We start from the raw sequence: 19,418 nt of genomic DNA, 5'->3' as shown, positions 1-19,418 counted from the left end.
AAGTGGTTATAAATTTAAAGCTTCATCAATTCGGTTAATCAAATCCAAATAATGCGCTTTGGTAGCTGAATCACCAGTAGTTTTTGCAATCTGAGCGGCTTTCTTGATTTTTAGAAGTTCTGCTTTCTTAAAGCTAGTTACCTCAGAAACCCTTTTCATTGCTGTGTAATTGATGTTGCGTAGGTTAAGGTCTTCATTTTGTAAATTACAAAGCGAAGGTATATTTAAGTTAGAGTCTAATTGAATTCCATTTTTATTCGTTTTTTCAAACAACTTATTAGTAGAAATAATCAATGCGTCCACATAGTTTTTTTGCGTCATACGCTCCAAAATAGATAGAGAAAGACCTTTGGACGTTTTGGCGAAAATAGCATTGTATGTTTGAGTGAATAAGTCATTCACAGTGTAGGTCTTACCTTTGTTTAATTCAGATTGAATTAGTTCAGATTCAGTAAGACGTAATAAGCGTTCGTCCATCAATAACTCATAGATTAAAGTATATTGAAGCTCTCTAGCTAAAGTGTAAGGAGTGTATTCATAAGGACCTACAGGAGAGTCTTTTAAAGCGTAGGTTTTGTTGAGTACTTCATTGAAGAATAGCCATTTAGGAATTTCTAACACATTTTTAGTTAGATAATTCATAGCTTTTGATTGCATTTCATAAGGAACCGGTTCGTAAGCACTTTTACCGTTTCCGTGGACAGCGTGGTTTAAGTAAACCCCACCAATATTTGAGAGAACATGTTTGTTGTAAAGTTGCCACTGACCAATAGTACCAATATATAGTTTTCCAGTCTCGTAGTAATTTTCGCCCTCGTCATAAGTCCAGTTCAAAAGTTGGTCAACAACACGTTTCAGGTTTTTTAAGCCGTATTCACTAGCTAAAACAGCATCGTCTCCTAAATCTTCCGATTGCGACCTTGGGTCGATAATGTTTAAATAAGACTGTTGTTCACCATAAAAATAATTAGGATCATCTTGGTGATCTTCAATAAGAGATCTTAAAGCTTTCTCTTCTTCTTTAGCTGTAGCGTACCATCGGTATCCCCACTCAATAGCATAAGTATCATAAACTCCAATTTTAGGAGTGATTGCAGTAACGCCATCTTCAGGTTGTGCTACGTAGTTGTAACGAGCATAATCCATAATAGAAGGAGCGGTACCTCCCATTTTAGCAGTAAAGTCTTTAGAACGTAGAGAGTCAACAGCATATGCGTATGAAGCTCCCATATTGTGTTTTAAACCAAAAGTATGACCTACTTCATGCGATGAAACAAAGCGAATAGCCTCTCCCATGTGTTGATCAGAAAATTTATTTCCTCTAGCCTTTGGGTCAATAGGACCAGTTTGGATTCGCATCCAACTGTGAAGAGAAGTCATTACGTTGTGCCACCAAATAATATCTGACTCAATTATTTCACCACTTCTAGGGTCAATAACCGCAGGGCCCATAGCATTTGATTTTGGAGAAGCTACATAAGTAATAACAGAGTAACGTACATCATCAACATCAAAATCAATATCCTCAGCAGTAGGTAATTTAGCTATAATAGCATTCTTAAAACCAGCTTTTTCAAATGCAACCTGCCAATCGTGTACACCTTCTATAATTGGTTGACGCCATTGTGGAGGAGTAGCTGGGTCTATATAATAAATGATAGGTTTTTTAGGTTCTACCAATTCACCATTCAAATAACGCTCAATATCTTCTTCTTTAGGCTCTAGATTCCATTTAGTGATAAACTCACGTTCTTTCATTGCGTGTTGTTTATCATTAAAGTGCCAATGTTTTTCAGTGAAATAACCAACTCTTTGGTCAGCAAATCGCGGACGCATAGGAGTTTCTTTTAATAATACTATATTACTAGTTACTCCTAATGTAACTGGCATATCACTACCACCCTCATTAACAGTAGTTGTCAATTGTGACTTTACAATTAAATTCTCTGGAAAAGATTTAACAGTCTCAATGAAAGAAAGATTACTTTTAATAGACGTAGGTAGGCCTAAACCAGCCAAAACATCATTAAAGCTCTTTTGATTTCCATCAAACACTTTATTTACCTTAATAACTACTGAAGTAGAATCTGCATTCTGAGACTCAATATCAAAAAATTCTAAAATAGACTCGGAAAAGTTATTTTGAACAGATTGGGTAATAGCATCTGTAGCAGGAGAACTAGTTCTTGGGTTTCTTGTTTTAACCCAAACTTTTTTTGCAGTACTATCTTTATAGAAACGAATTAGTCTGTTTTCATAATTCATTCCTTTATTTGCACCAGCTTCGTTTATTTCCATAGGAACTTGTGATAGTTTATTCACTATCAAAAAATCTCGCTGAAATAAACTGTCAGGAATTTCAAAATACAAGTCTGTTTTTACCTGTATTGTATTGAACATACCTTTTTTGTAAGTCCCTTTTTTAAGGAGCTCATCATAGTTTTTAGAGGTTGTAGCAGCGTCTTTTTCTGTTTCTACGGATTTCTCAGTTTTACTCTTTTTATCTTTCTTTTGTGCCCATCCCGCAGGGGTGTTTAAGGACAACATAAGGATAAGCAAAGCTTTGATACCTAGACTGATGTTGCTTTTATTCATTCCAATGTTAAGTTATGGTTAATTCAGCCCTAAAAATAAGACGTATTAAAAAGCTATTAAATTTTCTGGGAGTGAGTGGATTAATTTCGGGAGTGAGTGGATTTATAGGTGCTCAATTAGAGGTAATTTGCATATGTAATACTGCTGAGATTCCTCTATCTCAAAATGCTTTTCTCCGTAGAAAGTATAGATTTTCCGTAGATATTCATGACCAAAGTTACTAGGCTGCTCCGAATTTTGTTTTTTCTGTAAATTATTGATAACAAATATATTGTCGTCCACTTTATCTATTTTGATAATTAAAGGAAACTCTTTGGTCGCTATATTGTGTTTTAAAGCATTTTCCACAGCAATTTGAAGCCCTAAATAAGGAATATATTTATGAAGGTCATCCGAAGTGAAATCGTCCACCTCGAAAGATAATTCTTTGCTAAATCTAATTTGTTGGAGATTGATATATTCTTTAATAAAGTTTAGTTCTTCTTCTAGTTTAATAAGGTTTTCACTCGGCGGATGAATTAGGTATCTATATATTTTAGACAGATGCAATGTGAATTTTTTAGCTTCCTTGGGATTAATATCTACCAACATATAAAGCGAATTCAAAGAATTGAATAGGAAATGCGGATTAATTTGGTCCTTTAACTGTTGTAGTTGAACCAGAGCTTTTTCTTTGTTAAATTTTTCATTTTCAACGGCTAGGAGTTCTTTTTCGGCATAAGCTTTTCTGTTAGCTCTATTAAAGAAGTAAGAAATACAACCTATTAAAAACACCGTAATAATAAAAATCCAATAAGTATTAGCTTTAATGGGCTGAAGATTTTCATCTAAATTCACCTTAGGAAAGTTAATACTGATGTAACCGTTAAAAGAATCAGATTTAAAACGATCAATAAACCGATAAGTGTCAATATTTAAATACTCAGAAAGAACAATAGGAGGGTTTTTTATATTTCCCGCTTGAGCAGTGTCATTAGGTGTGATATTTGAAAATTCATAAACATTCTTACCGATCATTTCAATTTCTGGGTGAAAAATACACAAACCCTGTTTGTCGAAAATATAGGCATAATTCGGAGTAACCACATCAATAGTACTTAGGTATTCATGAACTCTCTGCAAGTTGAGGGTAAAACCATAATAGACAGTATTACTGTTCGAATAACTATATCTGTCTGCAAGAGTCCAATACAAACTGTCATTAGATTTGTAAATAGCACTGCGGTTTGATAAGGAATCATTTTTAATCAGATAGTCTAACAAGGGGTTTGAGTGTTTGATTCCAAAGCTATCAATAAGTGTGTTCGTAGAATCCAATACAACGAACCAGTGGCTCTGAAATATCCCGCTATATTGGTTCAATTGGGTAACAGTTTCAAAAGTACTTGATAATTTAGAAGCATCCGTTATTTCAACAAGTCGACTCAAAGAATTCTGATGTTGATCTATACGTAACAATTCAGCCTCAAGAGCTTTATATTTTTGCTGAAAGTTCTTAGTAGAAGTTAAGCGATTGTTTTCTTCATTCGTCTTATTAATAGATAAGCTTAGAATGAACAAAGCACCTATTGTAATTATGAGTATTATCGTACTCACAAAAACAAAGGTTTTTCTTGATATAGGTTTGTAGGTGTTAAATGTCAATTTTACAATACTTTAAGCAACAAAATTAAAGCTTAAATTAGTAAAGTAAATAGCTTTTTCTCGCTTTAAGAAAACTTTGTAAATCAGCCTCCCAGCTTTTGCGTATCTCATTCTCAGATAAACCAGATTCAATTTGCTTTCTCAAAGAGTCAGTTCCCGCTAGTTTAATGAAAAAGTTAGTGAAAAACTTATCCTTTTGGTCAGTGTTTTGATATGCTTTTAATAGCCATTTTAGTTCTAATTTATCCAATTTCTTTTCGTTAGATAAATTCTCGCCATAACAAAGTTTACCTTTATTCATTGGGTCTTTTGAGCCAAAATTAGGCATTGGAGTAAATTGATAAGGCATGTTCTTTAAAAAAGGAGAACCGTAAATTTGAAATTGAAGATTGGTTCCTCTACCTGAACTAACATTAGTTCCTTCAAAAAAGCACAAACTAGCATATAAATTAATTGCTTGGTCATTAGGCAAATTAGGGGAAGGAGGAACAGGTAAAGAATAGAGTAGAGTTCGATTATAGTTTTTGACAGGAATAACAGTTAGATTTGTTTTAACCTGATTTAAAAGCCACTTTTCGCCATTAATCATTTGCGCATATTCACCAATAGTCATTCCATGCATAGCAGGAATAGGGTGCATTCCCACAAAACTTTTGTTTTTCATTTCAAGTGTTGGGCCATCTACAATATTTATGTTTGGATTCGGTCGGTCTAAAACAATAAGAGGTATGTTGAGTTCTGCACAAGATTCCATCAAATAATGTAGACTAGAAATGTAGGTATAGAAACGCGCGCCAACATCTTGCAAATCAAATAACATAACATCAACATTTTCTAGTTGTTTTCCAGTTGGCTTTTTATTGCTTCCATAAAGAGAAATAATAGGTAAGCCCGTTTTGGTGTCTTTACCGTCTTTAATGAGTTCCCCAGCATCGGCTGTTCCTCTAAACCCATGCTCAGGAGCATAGATGGAAATCAAGTTAACTCCTTTATCAAGTAAAAAGTCAACTGTAGACACGTAGATATCAGAACCTGGTTTGTGAACTACACCAGTTTGATTCGTTAAAATTCCTACTTTTTTTCCATCCAATAACTTAGAGAATAAATCAAATTGTTCAGCACCTACTATAATTGCCGGATTCTCTTTGGAAACTAGCATAGAATCACTTTTGAAACCAGTTTGTGCATTTACAGAACAAACGAATAGGGTGAATAAGAATAAAACTGTATTTTTGAACATTGAATTAGACATCATACGACCTTGAGATTAGAATATTTTATAGCCAAAAGACTCATTACTACTAAAAACTATAAAAGTAGTATATCTGCACCAATAATGAAAATTGCAATTACTGCTATTGCATTGGGTATTATTATGATGCTAGTTTCTGTGTCTACTGGTTTAGGATTGAAATATAAAATCAGAGATAAAATATCAGCGTTCAACGGACATATCGTAATAACAAATTACGATGCAAATGTCACCGACCTTTCAATTGCACCTATAAGCATAAAACAAGATTTTTATCCAGAATTTAAGGAAGTAGAAGGGATAAAGCACATTCAGCCCTTTGCATCAAAAGCCGGAATAATACGAACAGAAGAAGCCTTTGAAGGAATAATCTACAAAGGAGTAAATGAAAACTACGACTTAAAAGAAATACAAGACTATATAACAAAAGGAAGGTTACCAGCTTTAGGAGAAGGAATGAGTAATGAAGTTCTGGCTTCTGAATATGTAACGGATCGTTTAGGCTTTACCGTAGGAGATAAGATTACCATGCATTTTCTAAAAGATACAGGAAATCAAGTACCCAATGTTCGTCAGTTCGAAATAGTGGGAATTTATAATTCAGGTATGCAAGAATTTGATGCCAATTTCGTGATTGGAGATCTCAAACACGTACAAAGGTTAAATCGATGGAAGGAAGATCAAGTTGGAGGTTTTGAAATAGTCTTAGATGATTTTGACAAAATAGAAGAAAAAGGAAGCGAAGTATATTTAGCACTACCCTCAACACTAAACAGTCAAACGATAGTAGAAAAGTATGGAAACATCTTTACCTGGATGCAGATGTTTGATTTAAATATTATCATTATTATTACCATTATGGTTGTAGTAGCTTCCATTAATATGATAGTAGCATTGTTAGTGCTAATTTTAGAACGTGTTCAAATGATAGGGATTTTGAAGTCTTTAGGAGCTACTAATTGGAGTATTCGTAAAATATTTCTATACAATGCAACTTATCTAATCCTAAAAGGATTAATCTATGGAAATGTTATAGGATTGGGACTACTGTTAATTCAGAAATACTATGGAGTCATTCAATTAGACCCAGCTTCTTATTATGTGAAAGAGGCACCCGTATTAATTCGTTTCTCGGATATATTATTATTAAATGTTGGAGTAGTTTTTATTTCAATATTAGTGTTGTTGATACCATCATATATTATTACCAAAATCACTCCAATTAAAGCGATGCGCTTTGATTAAAATCAAACTAGAAGTTTAATAGGCGTTATAATCTTATTGTTATAATGGTAAAGTTACTAATTTAAGTGAATAAGGGGTATTTGTGGAATGAATATGTAGCTTGGTTGCTAAAAAAACTACGATATGAATTATGTGTAGTGAAAAGCGGAAAACTTTTAACTATATTTAAATAATTCGATCATTGTTTGTTAATCCGTAAGAACCTAATAAATGCCATTGCTTCTTTCTCAGTAAAATTATAATGTTATATTTGTGCGTACTACATAAATCAGAAACTACTATTCTGATTTTTTTTGTTATAAACAATATAGATATAGGATGAGTTCAAAGAAGATATTAGATGGATTAACCATTGGTTTTGCACTATTTGCCATGTTTTTTGGAGCAGGTAATTTAATTTTACCTCCCTTTTTAGGATTAAATGCAGGAGCTGATTGGTGGTCTTCTATAAGCGGTTTCACGTTAACAGCTATACTAGCACCTTTTTTAGGGATTCTAGCAGTATTGTTCTCAGGAGACTCTTTTACGGACTTAGGAGCCCGTATCAATAAAACCTTAGCGATAGTATTAGCAACACTCATTATGTTGAGTATAGGTCCGCTAGTAGCAATACCAAGAACCGCTGCAACCACATTTGAAGTGGGTGTATTGTCTATATTTCCAGATTTCAATCCAATATGGTCTTCCATACTCTTTTTTGCCATAGTTTTAGCACTGTCAATCTCTCCATCTAAAGTTGTAGATATAATAGGTAAATACCTAACCCCTTTATTATTAGTGTTGTTAACAGTCCTTGTGGTAGCAGGAATATTAAACCCATTAGACACCTCTCTATTAGATACACATTCCAATCAAGAAGCATTCTTTCATGGATTTGCAGAAGGTTACCAAACTATGGATGTGTTAGCTTCGGTAATTTTTGCTAGTATCATTATAACAGCAGCCATAGCAAAAGGATACACAACGGTACAAGAGAAAACAAAAATTACCATTATCGCAGGTTTAGTAGCAATGTTTTGTTTGTTATTTATCTATGGAGGTTTGGTATATCTCGGTGCCACATCTGGTTATCCTATGGGAGCTCATATTAAGCGAACAGATTTGTTACTTCATATATCAAACGGTCTTTTGGGTACAACGGGAACCTATGCGCTTGCCTTATGTATTGCATTAGCTTGTTTAACAACCGCAATTGCTTTAACATGTGCAGTTGGAACCTTTTTTAGTCAGTTGAGTAGAGGGTTTTTAAGTTATCGTATAATCGTTGTTATAACTTGTTTGGTGTCAGGTTATCTGGCAGTAAATGGAGTAGATGAAATCATTTCCTATGCATTTCCATTCTTAGCCTTTATTTATCCAATAACCCTAACCTTGGTTTTATATATGGTAGTGTTCGGTAGAATAGTGAAACGAAAAGCACCATTTGTAGCAGCTATTTTAGCTTCAGCAGTTATTGCAGCATTAGAGCTTATTGCTCATCTAAGCAATGTGTTCTCACAAAAGGCAACAGATCCAACAGTGTGGATAAATACCCAACAAAACATTCAAGGTTTTTTAAACAGCATTCCCTTGTATGAATACAATCTTCCATGGCTATTGCCATCAGCAGTCAGCTTCATAATAGTGTTTGTTGTTGGAGTACTATTCTTTAAAAAAGAAGAATAAAAATATTTGAGCTTAGAATAAGTAACGCTGCCCTTGTATAGGAAAAATGTAATTTACCTCAAGTTCATTAGTTGCTTCAAGAGTGGATTTGATTTTTTGAACCTGATCCCCACTAGGTTTCAGATGTGTAATCATTACATTTAATCCTTTTAAGCTTCCCTTACCATTGATTTTCTCTAGTTTTCTCAACTCTTCTTTTAGTAAATTCGGAGTTAGATGTCCATACAGTTTATCTTCGGGTTGTTCATCAGTAAAAGAAACCTCTATCAAAAGTGCTTTAAGAGATTTAGCTTTTATTTTTGGAGCAAGAGCCGTCCATAAAACACCTAACTTATCTGATTTCTCCACGCGGTCTGCACCAGTGTCACCTAAATAAGCAATCGAGGAACCGTCTAAGTTTACGATAAGCGCAGAACTTTGCTGTGGATTCACATGACTTAACTCAAAAACTTCTGCCGACATTCTAGTGTTCTCTATGACGAAATCTTTTAGAGGAGTAACACGTTGATAAATATATTTTCCAATAATAGGAGACTCACCCTCATTTCCAAAATTAGACCAGGAAGCATTCGTGAAATAATTATTCTTAAAAATGTCGATAACAAATGGTAAAGCATAAATAGGTTTAGAACTATCTTCAGGCGAATTGATAATCAATCCTGAAAGATGATCTAAATGACCATGAGAAATGAAATACCCTTTGATATAGTCCTTTAAAACAACTTCATTCGGTTTGTTGAAAGTTTGTAATTCTCGCGCTTTTTGAATCCCAGCACGTATAGTACCAGCATCCAGAGCCAAATAGCTATTAGAATTGTATTCCCCAACCAAATACGAAGACAAATTACTTTCATCACCTCCACCATAAATTCCCAACGGAACTAATTCGAAAGTCTGAGATTGAGCAATAGAACTAAAAGCTATAACTAAAAGAGTAAGAATCTTCTTCATTTTTTTGATTTTGTACAAAGGTATAAAAAATCAAAAGGCTAATCGTTTTTAGGATATGACTTCTGAATGTTCCTTAATTTCAAGATATTCTTTATACCATCTATGTTTTTGAAGCAATCGTATAGTAGGATTTAAAAATATCAAGAAGAAAACAGAAGTGAAAGTATTTGCAATAGTAAAAGCAAGGGCTACCTGCATTTCAGGAGTACTTGTGATTTTTTCAACAGTTTTTTCTAGAAGAGGAAAAAAAGGTAACAGAGCCACTACGCCTATAACGTTAAAACTAGAAGAAGCAAAAGCCGTTAATCTAGACAAGGGTGACATCTTTAAACTAACTATTAAAGCCGTTGAGGTAGTACCAATATTAGCACCCACAACTATTGGAATAGCCGCTTCCAAAGAGATAACACCCTGAGAAATTAAAACGATCACTAAACCAACAACAACAGAACTCGATTGAATAATAATAGTAATAACAATTCCATATAAAATACCAAGAATAGGATTAGAAGCCTTAGAAAGTATTTCTATAAGTAAGGGGTCAGACTTAAGCGGTTCCATCACATTGCTAATCATTGAAAGTGAAAAGAAGATAAAACCAAAATAAAAAATAGATTTACCAGCAGTAGCAATCTTTCGAGGAATCATACTTATAACCGTACCCAAAACGATGAAAATAGGACCTAGCATTTGCGATTGAAAAGTCACAATCCACGCCGTAGAGGTGGTTCCAACATTGGTACCTAAAAGAATCAATAAACTCTCTCGAAAACTGATGATACCCGTATCAATCAAACTAACAGTAAGAGAAGAAACCAAAGTACTTGATTGGATGATAGCCGTAATTCCACCGCCTAACAAAAAACCACCCAAAGGAATACGAGTAATTTTTTGAATCCATTTCTGTAGTTTTTCCGTACCAAAGTTTTCTATTTCCTTACTAAAGCTTTGCAATCCATAAATAAAGAGGGCGATTGCTGAAATAATAAGAATGATAGTATTGAAGTTTTCCATATTGTCGAGTATAACAATAAATTGTAGATTTCTTAATTAGCAAAAATACTCTATTATCTAGAGTATTAATAGCAATGTAACTAGTTTATAAAACAGGTTGAAAAGTGATCTCATCCCTTTAATAATTAATAAAATCTTTGGGACGATTACCTAATAGTTGATAAAAACTATTGCTAAAAGACTGAATGTTCTTATAACCAACTTTATAGGCAATTTCACTAATAGTAAATTGATTTTGGTTGAGTAATTCCACTGCCTTTATCATCCTAACAAGTTGAACGTACTTAGCAATAGTAATTCCAGTTTCAACCTTAAATAAACGCTCTAAAGTACGAGAGCTAAAGTGGAACTTTGTAGCAATAGATTGGATATCCCAAGACTCAGCAAAACGTTCATTAATATAATTAGTAATACCAAGAAGATTCGGATTTTTTGGAATAGGAATATAAAGAGGCGGAGCCTCCTTAGTAAAAGAAGGAAGTTCCAGAAGAATAGCTTGTAAAAAATGAAATTCAGCCTCAGAATAGGTCTCTAGTTTTGACCATTTTTCAGTATAAAGAATCATTTCTCTAAGAACCTCTGAAACAGTAAACAATTTAAACTCATCAAAAAAAGGGGGGAGGTGTTTGGTGTCGTAATAAATAGTCCTTAAAAAAACAGTAGAAGCATCAGAAGAAGTTTTATGGGAAACATTAGATGGAATCCAAGCCGCGTGGTTCTGTGGAAGTAGAAACCGACTATTCTCCGTATATAAATATTGAAAACCTTCTGTAACATAAACCAATTGCGCCTTTTGATGCGAATGAAATTCATTAGAATGCACCCAATCTTGCTCGTGCCATACAAAAGCGGATTTCTCAATCTGATCAACAAATAAGTGACTATCTTCCATTGGATGTCGTTTTAAGTATAAACTATGTCAAAATTAATTAAAAACCACCAACTATCTTTGTGCTTTCAAATTATAATACTCAAATGCAATCACAAAAAATAAATTCGAATACAACAAAAAAAGCAACCACCAAGCTACAAATGGCATTAATGGTACTGGGAATGGTATTTGTAGCCGCGAATTTAAGAGCACCCTTAACATCGGTAGGACCAGTTATTTCTGAAATCAGTGAGTCATTAAATCTGTCCAAAGTATTAGCTGGGATGTTAACAACCATTCCGCTTTTAGCCTTTGCTACATTATCAGGTTTTGCGCCAAAAGTATCCAAGCGAGTAGGATTAGAAAGGTTGCTATTGGTGTCACTCGCGTTGTTAACTTTCGGATTGTGGTTGCGTCAGTGGGGTAGTGTTGCAAGTTTGTTCGTAGGAGCAGCATTAGTTGGAATTGCCATTACTGTAGGTAACGTATTAATGCCAGCATTTATTAAGAAAAGCTTTTCCAATAATGTAGGGACCATGACGGGACTCTATTCAGTAGGTATGAACCTAACAGCTGCTTTAGCAGCGGGTTTTAGTATTAAGCTAGGACAAGTAACTCAGATGGGATGGCAAGGTTCAATAGGAATATGGATGTATTTGTCACTGTTCGCATTCTTCATATGGTTACCTCAAGTAAAAGGAAGAAAAGCACAAAATGTCAATGTAGAAGAACAATACAAAGAACCCAAAGTCAATTTATATAAATCAAAACTCGCATGGAGTGTAACCCTATTTATGGGGCTTCAATCTTTGCTTTTTTATAGCGTAGCGGCATGGTTACCGAATGTAATGTATTCGTGGGGAATGTCGATGGAAGAAGCGGGATGGGTGCTATCTTACATCCAATTTGCACAACTTCCAGCCTCATTCCTAGGAGCAGTAATAGCAGGGAAATTAACAAACCAGAAAATGTTGGGAATTGGAATAGGATTGTTATTCGCTATCGGTTTTGGAGGAATTATGATATTTAAAACAGACTATATAGTTATATGGTCAATATGTATTGGTGCGGCAAGTGGTTTAGCATTCAGTGTAGCGATGCTATTATTTGTATTGCGAACAAACACTAACACACAGGCTATAGAACTATCGGGAATGGCACAATCATTTGGCTATTTATTAGCAGCATCTGGTCCCCCAATTTTCGGAGCTTTATTTGACATCACTGAAAATTGGGTCTATTCACTTGGTTTTTTAATGATAGCATCATTTGCATTATTATACTTTGGAATGCGTTCAGGAGAGGGGGTAGTAAACGATTAAAATCATGTAGTAAAAAACATAGTTTCAAGAGGGGAATTTAAATCTTAAAAAGAAGTAATAGCTTTTTTTGTTTATTTTAAATACATTAGTGTAATAGTTAAAAAAGCTATTTAAATAAAACAAAAGGGTATGGTAAGAATATATCTAGTAGGATTCCTTATGGCAGTTACTTCGATGTCAGTCTTTGGACAAAATAAAGCGTTAAAATTTGAGGAATTAGAAAGTTATGGAATTTCTCAAGAAGACATTGATACGCGTTATGCAGGAGCAATTCATCAAGACCCAACTTTAGCTGTCTTTAAAACAGAAACAGAGCAAAAAGCAATGATAGAGGCTTATACTAAGCTTTTCCAAGACTTAAGTAAATTCCTTTCAGAAAATAATTTCGACTGGGAAAAGACGACAAGATGTTTCAATAGAGTATATTTTAAAGAAGACGGAACAATAGATTACTTTGTATATAATTTTCTTGGCAATGAAGAAGACATTCCGACAGATGAGAAAGACAAAGAATACCAGCGATTGTTAAATCTCTTTATAGCAGATTATCAAATACCAATTACAGCAAAAGAAAAATTCGCACAATGCAGCCCAATAACTTATAAACTTTAAAGTCTAGCCAAACGATGAATTTAGTGTCTATTCCTAACTAAATTTAATTTAGGCACTCTTTCGAATTCGATATCCAATAACTACGGTTATCACAGTTAATAACATAACGATAGTAGTAGTTAGAAGTGGATTATCAGAAAAAACGGAAACCAAAGTACTACTAATAAAACAAGCACTTAACTGAAGGAAATTCAATAAGGCAGAAGCTTTACCAGAATGCTTGTGAAAAGGAGTTAAAGCATCTGAAACCACAATAGGATAACACGCACCATTCACGAAAGCCATCAAACAAAAAGGAATCAGAATCAAAGTAAGATTAGGAGTCAGCAAAACAGCCTCAAGAAAAAGTGCAACCATACAAATACTGTAAACAATAAGGAGTTTAGGAAGTATAACATCATTCTCAATTTTAGTGGAAACATAACGGTAACCAAAACCGCCAATTAGAAAAGCGATGGTTTGTGGAACATAGCTCCAACCAATAACAGAAGCACTATAACCTAGATTGTGTAAAATAAAAGGAGAACCCGTAAGCCAAGCAAAGAAAGAAGCAGTACAAGAAGCATAAATAATTACATTACCAGTAAACACCTTTGACTTCAAAAATGATAAATAACTCTTAGACTCTATCTTAGATTCGCTGTCACTAGACCTTGTCTTTTTTGAAAGAGTGAAAGTATAAGCCATTAAAAGCAAGGCAATCAGAGCAAGCACTATGAAAATAGATCTCCATCCAAAATGTTCCTGTAAAACAGTTCCAAGCAACGGAGCCAAAGCAGGAGATAAGGCAACCAATGGCATGATAGTAGCAAAAACTCGCTTAGTTTTTTCAATAGGATAATAATCAATAGCAAGAGCCTGCCAACTCACAGCAGCTGCACAAACCCCCATTGCCTGAGTAAGTCTAAAAGCTAGGATTAACATTACAGAATCACTAACAAAAATCGCAATAGAAGACAAAACAAAAAGCAATAAGCCAGAAAGAATAGCCGTTCGTTTTCCAAAATGATCCGAAATAGGACCCCAAATCAATTGAGCCAATGCGTACCCACCAAGAAATAAACTAAGACTAGCACTAACTTTATTCTCAGTAGTATTTAAATCCACTCGAATAGCTTCAAAAGCAGGCAGGTACATGTCAGTAGCCAGAAAGCCAATCATACTCAATCCCGCTAAATAAGTCATAAAGATAAAATTGGATTTTTGTTGCATACTTCAATAAATTTAAAAGAAGCCACAAAAGTACTCGTTAAAACTTAGAACGCCCAATAGCATCACATGAAGTAACAAGAACAAAAAGCTAAAATATACTTAATACACTTAGATAAAAACTAATAATTTGTAAATTGACAACTCTAACAATAGGAATATGAAAGTAGAAATATGGTCGGATATTGTATGTCCGTTTTGCTATGTAGGTAAAAAACATTTAGAATTAGCACTAGAACAATTGCCCTTCAAAAATGAAGTAGAAGTCATTTGGAGAAGTTATATGCTTGATCCAAACCTTCCAGTAGAAGGACTTAACAAAACAAAAAAAGCATATCTAGTAGAAGACAAAGGATATTCATTAGAACAAGTAGAAGGGATGATGAAGCACTTAGAAGCAACAGGAAAAGAAATAGGAATTGATTTCAATCATGATGATTTAGTACCTGTGAATACGTTGCAAGCTCACAGGTTAACACATTTTGCACAAGAAAGAGGAAAGGGTAATGAAATGGAAGAAGTCTTGTTCTATGCACACTTTACAGCAGCAGAAAACGTAGGAGTTAAAGAAGTACTTACACGCTTGGCAACTTCTATAGGACTTGAAAAAGCAGAGGTCGAAACATTTTTAGCATCAAACCGAGAATTAGAAGCTATACAAGCCGATATAGAAGTAGCAAAAAACCTTGGAATATCAGGAGTTCCCTTTTTTGTATTAGATCAAAAATATGGAGTTTCAGGAGCTCAACCCGTAGAAGTATTTGTTGAAGCTCTAACTCAGGCCTACAATGAGAAAATAGAACAATTGAAAACAGACGATACAGCAAACAGCTGTGGAATCGATGGATGTAATTAATAAAACCATAAACCTACAAGGTTTTTAAAACCTTGTAGGTTTATGGTTTATAAAACTAAACTATTCGTGATGATAAGGTTCATTTCGCAAAATAGTAAACCCTCGATAAAGCTGTTCGATAAAGAACAACCGAATCATTTGATGAGAAAAAGTCATTTGAGATAAAGATACTTTTCCCTGAGAAGCCTTATAAACCTCCTCCGAAAAACCATAAGGACCTCCAATAACATATACTAAGGTTTTCACACCCGCATTCATTCTTTTTTGAAGCTCCTCAGCGAACTTCATGCTGCTAAAACTTTTTCCTTTATCGTCTAATAAGATTAGTAAATCAGTAGGAGCAATTTTAGAGAGAATTAAAGCCCCCTCTTTTTCTTTTTGTTGAGCTTCAGAAAGATTCTTAGCATTTTTAATATCAGGAATAATTTCTAAATCAAACTTAATATAGAAAGACAAGCGTTTGGTATATTCTTCAATAAGTGAATTCAGATGTTTATTGTCGGTTTTACCTATTGCAATTAGTTTGATGTTCATTTGTAGAAATTTAAAACAACGCAAAAATAATGCATTTCAATTAAAAAAGTAGTTTTTCTATTTTTAAAACAACTCCCAGAATCACATAACACTCCCTCATTACGGACCAGATCCGCTCCACAAATCTATCTTCATTTCTTCACAATAAAAATCAATTCCTCAATTGAAAACAAACATTATGAAATTAAGAGTAGAAAATGAAAAATAAAAGTGATTTTTTTAGGACTTAAGAAATTGCACTTTACCCTCAAAAAAGCATTTTTTTATCGAACGCTGGATATACAATGGATATACCCAGAACGAACCTAGGATATAGAATGGATATAGAATGGATATACAAAGGATATACAAAGGATATACAAAGGATATACAAAGGATATAGGATGGATATAGGATGGATATACAAAATGTTTTTTTTTTACCAATTTCTATATCTAGTTCCGGCATATTCCGGCAATCTATGGCAATTCATGGCAATTCATGGCAATTCATGGCAAATCGTGGCAACAATGTAAAGCCAATAAATAAAAGATGTATCTTGCTCAAACATAAGTAATCGAAATCCCTAATCACTGTGACCTATCCGCTACTAGTTACAATCTAGCTGCCAACTCGTAAATTTTTAAACAAGTCTTTAAATTCCTAGTACTAGTAGGAGTATCTAGGATTTTTTCGAGAAATTGTTGATTCAGTTTGGTTTTGCTATAACCATTAGAAGAAAAGAGATAAAAACAATTAGCTGAAAGAACGTAAACTTCTTCAGTCTGCTTTTTAGCATCTAACAAAGACAAATCAACATGAGTAGATTTAGTAGACCAAAAAGTCAAATAAGAAGCGTTTAAGCGGTCTTCCTTGTCTTCAAAAAACTCTTGATGAACCATATAATCCCATTCAGAAAAAGTAAACACCAATACAGGAATATTTAAATTATATTCGGTTTTAATGATATCGTGAATCAGCCTCTGTATTATTTCAATGGATTCTTTATCAGATTGGAAAACAATATTACCACTTTGAATATAAGTACTAATATTTTGAAACTCCAATGACTCAAGACTCTTTACAAGACTTTGCATTTTCAAGATGTTTTTTCCACCAACATTAATTCCTTTCAATAAAGCTATATATGTTTTCATAATGTAGTATTTAATAAAATCGAAATAATTGATTTGAGAATAGGATACGAAAATACTGAAAAAACAATTCAACAAACCTCACCATTTCGTCATTGCGGACTTGATACGAAATCTCCCAAAGTTTAATTTCTTATAATCATTCACTAACCCACAAATCCACAAATTGGCGAATTAACGCATTAACAAATTAACACATTAGCAAAAAGGCAAAAAAAAAACAGACTCCGAAGAGTCTGTTTTTTATTAAAAATCTATTTCGCAAAACCTTTATAAAAAAGGAAAGCATCAATAGAAGGGTTTTTACCCCTGAAATTTCTATACAATTCATCAAGAGGAACAGAATTACCTTTAGAAAGAATACGCTCTCTTAAAAATTGACCATTCGCTCTATTCATTCCACCATTCTCTTCTAACCAAGCAAAAGCATCCCAGTCTAACATTTCTGCCCATTGATACGAGTAGTAGCCCGCAGCATATCCACCAGAAAAGATGTGACTGAAATAAGAAGAACGATATCTAGGAGGAACCGTAGCTAAGTTCAATCCATTTCTTGAAAGTGCCTCTAATTCAAAAGCATCTACATCATCAATCTTAGCCTCTGCACTAATAGTATGCCATGCCATATCTATAGTAGAAGCACCCATTAATTCTGTCAAAGCGTAACCTTTGTTGAAGTTTTGAGAAAGTTTTAATTTTTCAATCAAAGCCCCAGGAATAACCTCACCAGTTTTATAATGCTTAGCATAGTTATTTAAAACTTCTGGCATCATAGCAAAATGCTCATGGAATTGTGAAGGAAATTCAACAAAATCTCTCGAAACATTTGTACCCGATAAAGTAGGATATTTTTGTTCAGCAAAGAATCCGTGAATAGCATGACCAAATTCGTGAAACATTGTAACAACGTTATCTTGAGTTAACAAAGTAGGTTGACCAGCAGCTGGTTTGTTGAAATTAGATACATTGTAGATTACAGGCAATTGGTCTAACAATTTAGATTGTCCAACAATATTGCTCATCCATGCACCTCCGCGTTTAGAATCTCTTTGATATAAATCAGCATAAAACAATCCAACAGGAGAACCATCTTCATTAAAGATTTCATACACCTTTACATCTTCATGCCAAACAGGAATATCTTTTCTTTCTTTAAATGTAATACCATACATTTTAGTAGCCATAAAGAAAACACCATTTTCTAAAACAGAGTTCATTTCAAAATAAGGTTTAAGCTCATTTTGATTTAAAGCATACTTTTCACTTCTAATTTTTTCAGCATAATAATCCCAATCAGCAGCACTTAATTGAAAAGGATTTTCACTTTCATCGATTAATTGTTGAATAGCAGCTTCCTCTTCTTTAGCATTTGCAACAGCAAATTCACTCAACTGTCTCAAAAGATTTTCAGCATTTTCAGGAGTTTGGGCCATACTACTTTGAAGATTCCAAGCAGCATAGTTATCAAAACCTAAAAGTTTCGCTTTTTCAGCCCTTTTGTGAGCAAGAGCTAACAAAGTACTGCGCGTATCATTATCATCTTTTTTTTCTGCGCGAATCCAAGATTCTTTGTAAAGTTTAGCCCTAGCATCTCTATTATTCATTTCAGGAAAAATAGGTTGCTGTGTAGTATTATTTAAAGGAACTAAGTATTGGTTATCTCCCTGTTTCATACTGTTTAACTCGTCAGAACCAACTCCGTCTAATTCCTCAGCAGTGAAAGTAACACCACCAGATTTAGTAGCAGCTAAAAGCTTTTCACCAAAAGCATTGCTTAAAGAAGCCAATTCTTGATTGATTTCTTTCAGTTTAGCCTTATCAGACTCATTTAAATTCGCACCAGCGGCAACGAATTTTTCAAAATACACAGCAACTAGTCGTTTGTCTTCATTATCTAAACCTAAAGAAGCTCTATTATCATTAATGGTTTTGATTCGTTGAAACAAAGCATCATTCAAATAGATAGCATCACTGTGAGCCGCAAACTTAGGAGCAAGTTCAGCGCTAATAGCTTGAAGTTCTTTATTAGTGTGAGCACCAGTTAAAACATTAAATGCGCGATTAGCACGATCTAAAAGAGCACTCGATTTTTCTAAGGCAACCAAAGTGTTTTCAAAAGTAGGTTTTTCTGTGTTTGCCGCAATTGCATTCACTGCCTCCATTTGTTGACGCATACCTTCCTCTAATGCGGGTTTGAAATCCTTATTTTGAATTTTTGAAAAGTCAGCTGTTTTATAAGGTAATGTGCTCTCTTGATAAAAAGCATTTGATTCATTCCAACCAGAATCTTTTGAAGTGTCATTACAAGAAATGCTAAAAAGTGAAGCACCTGCAACAACCCCCATTAAGGTTTTTTTAATGTACATAGAAAAATATTTAATTAATGAAATTCAAATATAGACATTTATTTAAAGATGGTTTGAAAAGCCTTCTTGACTTAGGCTATCCGATTATACTTTAATTAAGGATTAGCAAAACTATCATTGCATATTTGAAGACTATTAAGCATATATTT

General features: G+C 33.9%; 16 protein-coding genes. 6 read left to right on the top strand and 10 right to left on the bottom strand.

The window, feature by feature from the left end; genetic code table 11:
* Positions 1-6 precede the first annotated feature (6 nt).
* The 3 genes from BM024_RS09870 to BM024_RS09860 form a co-directional block, all read right to left on the bottom strand.
* Positions 7-2,595, bottom strand: a complete 2,589-nt coding sequence (locus BM024_RS09870; RefSeq protein ID WP_090679746.1) for a zinc-dependent metalloprotease — start codon at positions 2,593-2,595, stop codon at positions 7-9.
* Positions 2,596-2,697: 102 nt separating this feature from the next.
* Positions 2,698-4,191 (bottom strand): histidine kinase, encoded by a 1,494-nt coding sequence (locus tag BM024_RS09865; RefSeq protein ID WP_143077756.1) that lies wholly within the window; start codon positions 4,189-4,191, stop codon positions 2,698-2,700.
* 85 nt (positions 4,192-4,276) lie between these two features.
* On the bottom strand, positions 4,277-5,494 hold the full coding sequence (locus BM024_RS09860) for an exo-beta-N-acetylmuramidase NamZ family protein (RefSeq protein ID WP_090679743.1): 1,218 nt from the start codon (positions 5,492-5,494) through the stop codon (positions 4,277-4,279).
* A 6-nt stretch (positions 5,495-5,500) separates the two neighbouring features.
* Here BM024_RS09860 and BM024_RS09855 point away from each other — a divergent pair, with 6 nt between their 5' ends.
* The gene (locus BM024_RS09855; protein WP_090679741.1) at positions 5,501-6,736 is read left to right on the top strand and encodes an ABC transporter permease; all 1,236 of its coding nucleotides are present in this window, start codon (positions 5,501-5,503) and stop codon (positions 6,734-6,736) included.
* Positions 6,737-7,054: 318 nt separating this feature from the next.
* Positions 7,055-8,401, top strand: a complete 1,347-nt coding sequence (brnQ, locus tag BM024_RS09850) for a branched-chain amino acid transport system II carrier protein (protein ID WP_090679739.1) — start codon at positions 7,055-7,057, stop codon at positions 8,399-8,401.
* A gap of 12 nt (positions 8,402-8,413) precedes the next feature.
* Here the strand turns inward: brnQ and BM024_RS09845 are convergent, their stop codons facing one another.
* The 3 genes from BM024_RS09845 to BM024_RS09835 form a co-directional block, all read right to left on the bottom strand.
* Entirely contained in the window at positions 8,414-9,352 is a 939-nt protein-coding gene (locus BM024_RS09845; protein WP_090679738.1) for an MBL fold metallo-hydrolase, read from the bottom strand.
* A 48-nt stretch (positions 9,353-9,400) separates the two neighbouring features.
* Positions 9,401-10,366, bottom strand: coding sequence for a Na/Pi cotransporter family protein (locus BM024_RS09840; RefSeq protein WP_090679736.1), 966 nt, complete (start codon positions 10,364-10,366; stop codon positions 9,401-9,403).
* 118 nt (positions 10,367-10,484) lie between these two features.
* The gene (locus BM024_RS09835; protein WP_090679734.1) at positions 10,485-11,258 is read right to left on the bottom strand and encodes an AraC family transcriptional regulator; all 774 of its coding nucleotides are present in this window, start codon (positions 11,256-11,258) and stop codon (positions 10,485-10,487) included.
* Between the two features lie 83 nt (positions 11,259-11,341).
* Between BM024_RS09835 and BM024_RS09830 the strand changes: the two genes are divergently transcribed.
* Both BM024_RS09830 and BM024_RS09825 read left to right on the top strand, forming a co-directional pair.
* A complete protein-coding gene (locus BM024_RS09830; protein ID WP_090679733.1) occupies positions 11,342-12,559 on the top strand; it encodes a CynX/NimT family MFS transporter in 1,218 nt (405 codons plus the stop codon).
* Positions 12,560-12,688: 129 nt separating this feature from the next.
* Positions 12,689-13,171 carry a hypothetical protein gene (locus BM024_RS09825; RefSeq protein ID WP_090679730.1) on the top strand — a complete coding sequence of 161 codons (483 nt, stop codon included), beginning with the start codon at positions 12,689-12,691 and terminating at the stop codon, positions 13,169-13,171.
* 48 nt (positions 13,172-13,219) lie between these two features.
* On the opposite strand, the gene punC is transcribed toward BM024_RS09825, so the two are convergent.
* Positions 13,220-14,383 (bottom strand): purine nucleoside transporter PunC, encoded by a 1,164-nt coding sequence (punC, locus tag BM024_RS09820; protein WP_090679728.1) that lies wholly within the window; start codon positions 14,381-14,383, stop codon positions 13,220-13,222.
* 157 nt (positions 14,384-14,540) lie between these two features.
* On the opposite strand from punC, the gene BM024_RS09815 reads away from it, so the two are divergent.
* On the top strand, positions 14,541-15,236 hold the full coding sequence (locus tag BM024_RS09815) for a DsbA family oxidoreductase (RefSeq protein ID WP_090679726.1): 696 nt from the start codon (positions 14,541-14,543) through the stop codon (positions 15,234-15,236).
* A 60-nt stretch (positions 15,237-15,296) separates the two neighbouring features.
* Here BM024_RS09815 and rlmH read toward each other — a convergent pair whose 3' ends face one another.
* A complete protein-coding gene (rlmH, locus tag BM024_RS09810; RefSeq protein ID WP_090679724.1) occupies positions 15,297-15,770 on the bottom strand; it encodes a 23S rRNA (pseudouridine(1915)-N(3))-methyltransferase RlmH in 474 nt (157 codons plus the stop codon).
* Positions 15,771-16,054: 284 nt separating this feature from the next.
* Between rlmH and BM024_RS09805 the strand changes: the two genes are divergently transcribed.
* Complete coding sequence (locus BM024_RS09805; protein ID WP_090679722.1) at positions 16,055-16,285, top strand: hypothetical protein; 231 nt, start codon at positions 16,055-16,057, stop codon at positions 16,283-16,285.
* A gap of 78 nt (positions 16,286-16,363) precedes the next feature.
* Here the strand turns inward: BM024_RS09805 and BM024_RS09800 are convergent, their stop codons facing one another.
* Both BM024_RS09800 and BM024_RS09795 read right to left on the bottom strand, forming a co-directional pair.
* On the bottom strand, positions 16,364-16,906 hold the full coding sequence (locus tag BM024_RS09800) for a DUF1697 domain-containing protein (protein ID WP_090679720.1): 543 nt from the start codon (positions 16,904-16,906) through the stop codon (positions 16,364-16,366).
* A 251-nt stretch (positions 16,907-17,157) separates the two neighbouring features.
* Positions 17,158-19,269 (bottom strand): M3 family metallopeptidase, encoded by a 2,112-nt coding sequence (locus BM024_RS09795; RefSeq protein WP_090679719.1) that lies wholly within the window; start codon positions 19,267-19,269, stop codon positions 17,158-17,160.
* Between the last annotated feature and the right edge of the window lie 149 nt (positions 19,270-19,418).

Source organism: Myroides guanonis, assembly GCF_900114085.1.
Lineage (GTDB): Bacteria > Bacteroidota > Bacteroidia > Flavobacteriales > Flavobacteriaceae > Flavobacterium > Flavobacterium guanonis.
Note: the sequence above shows the minus strand (reverse complement) of the source record. Positions and strands in the feature narration are given on the sequence as shown.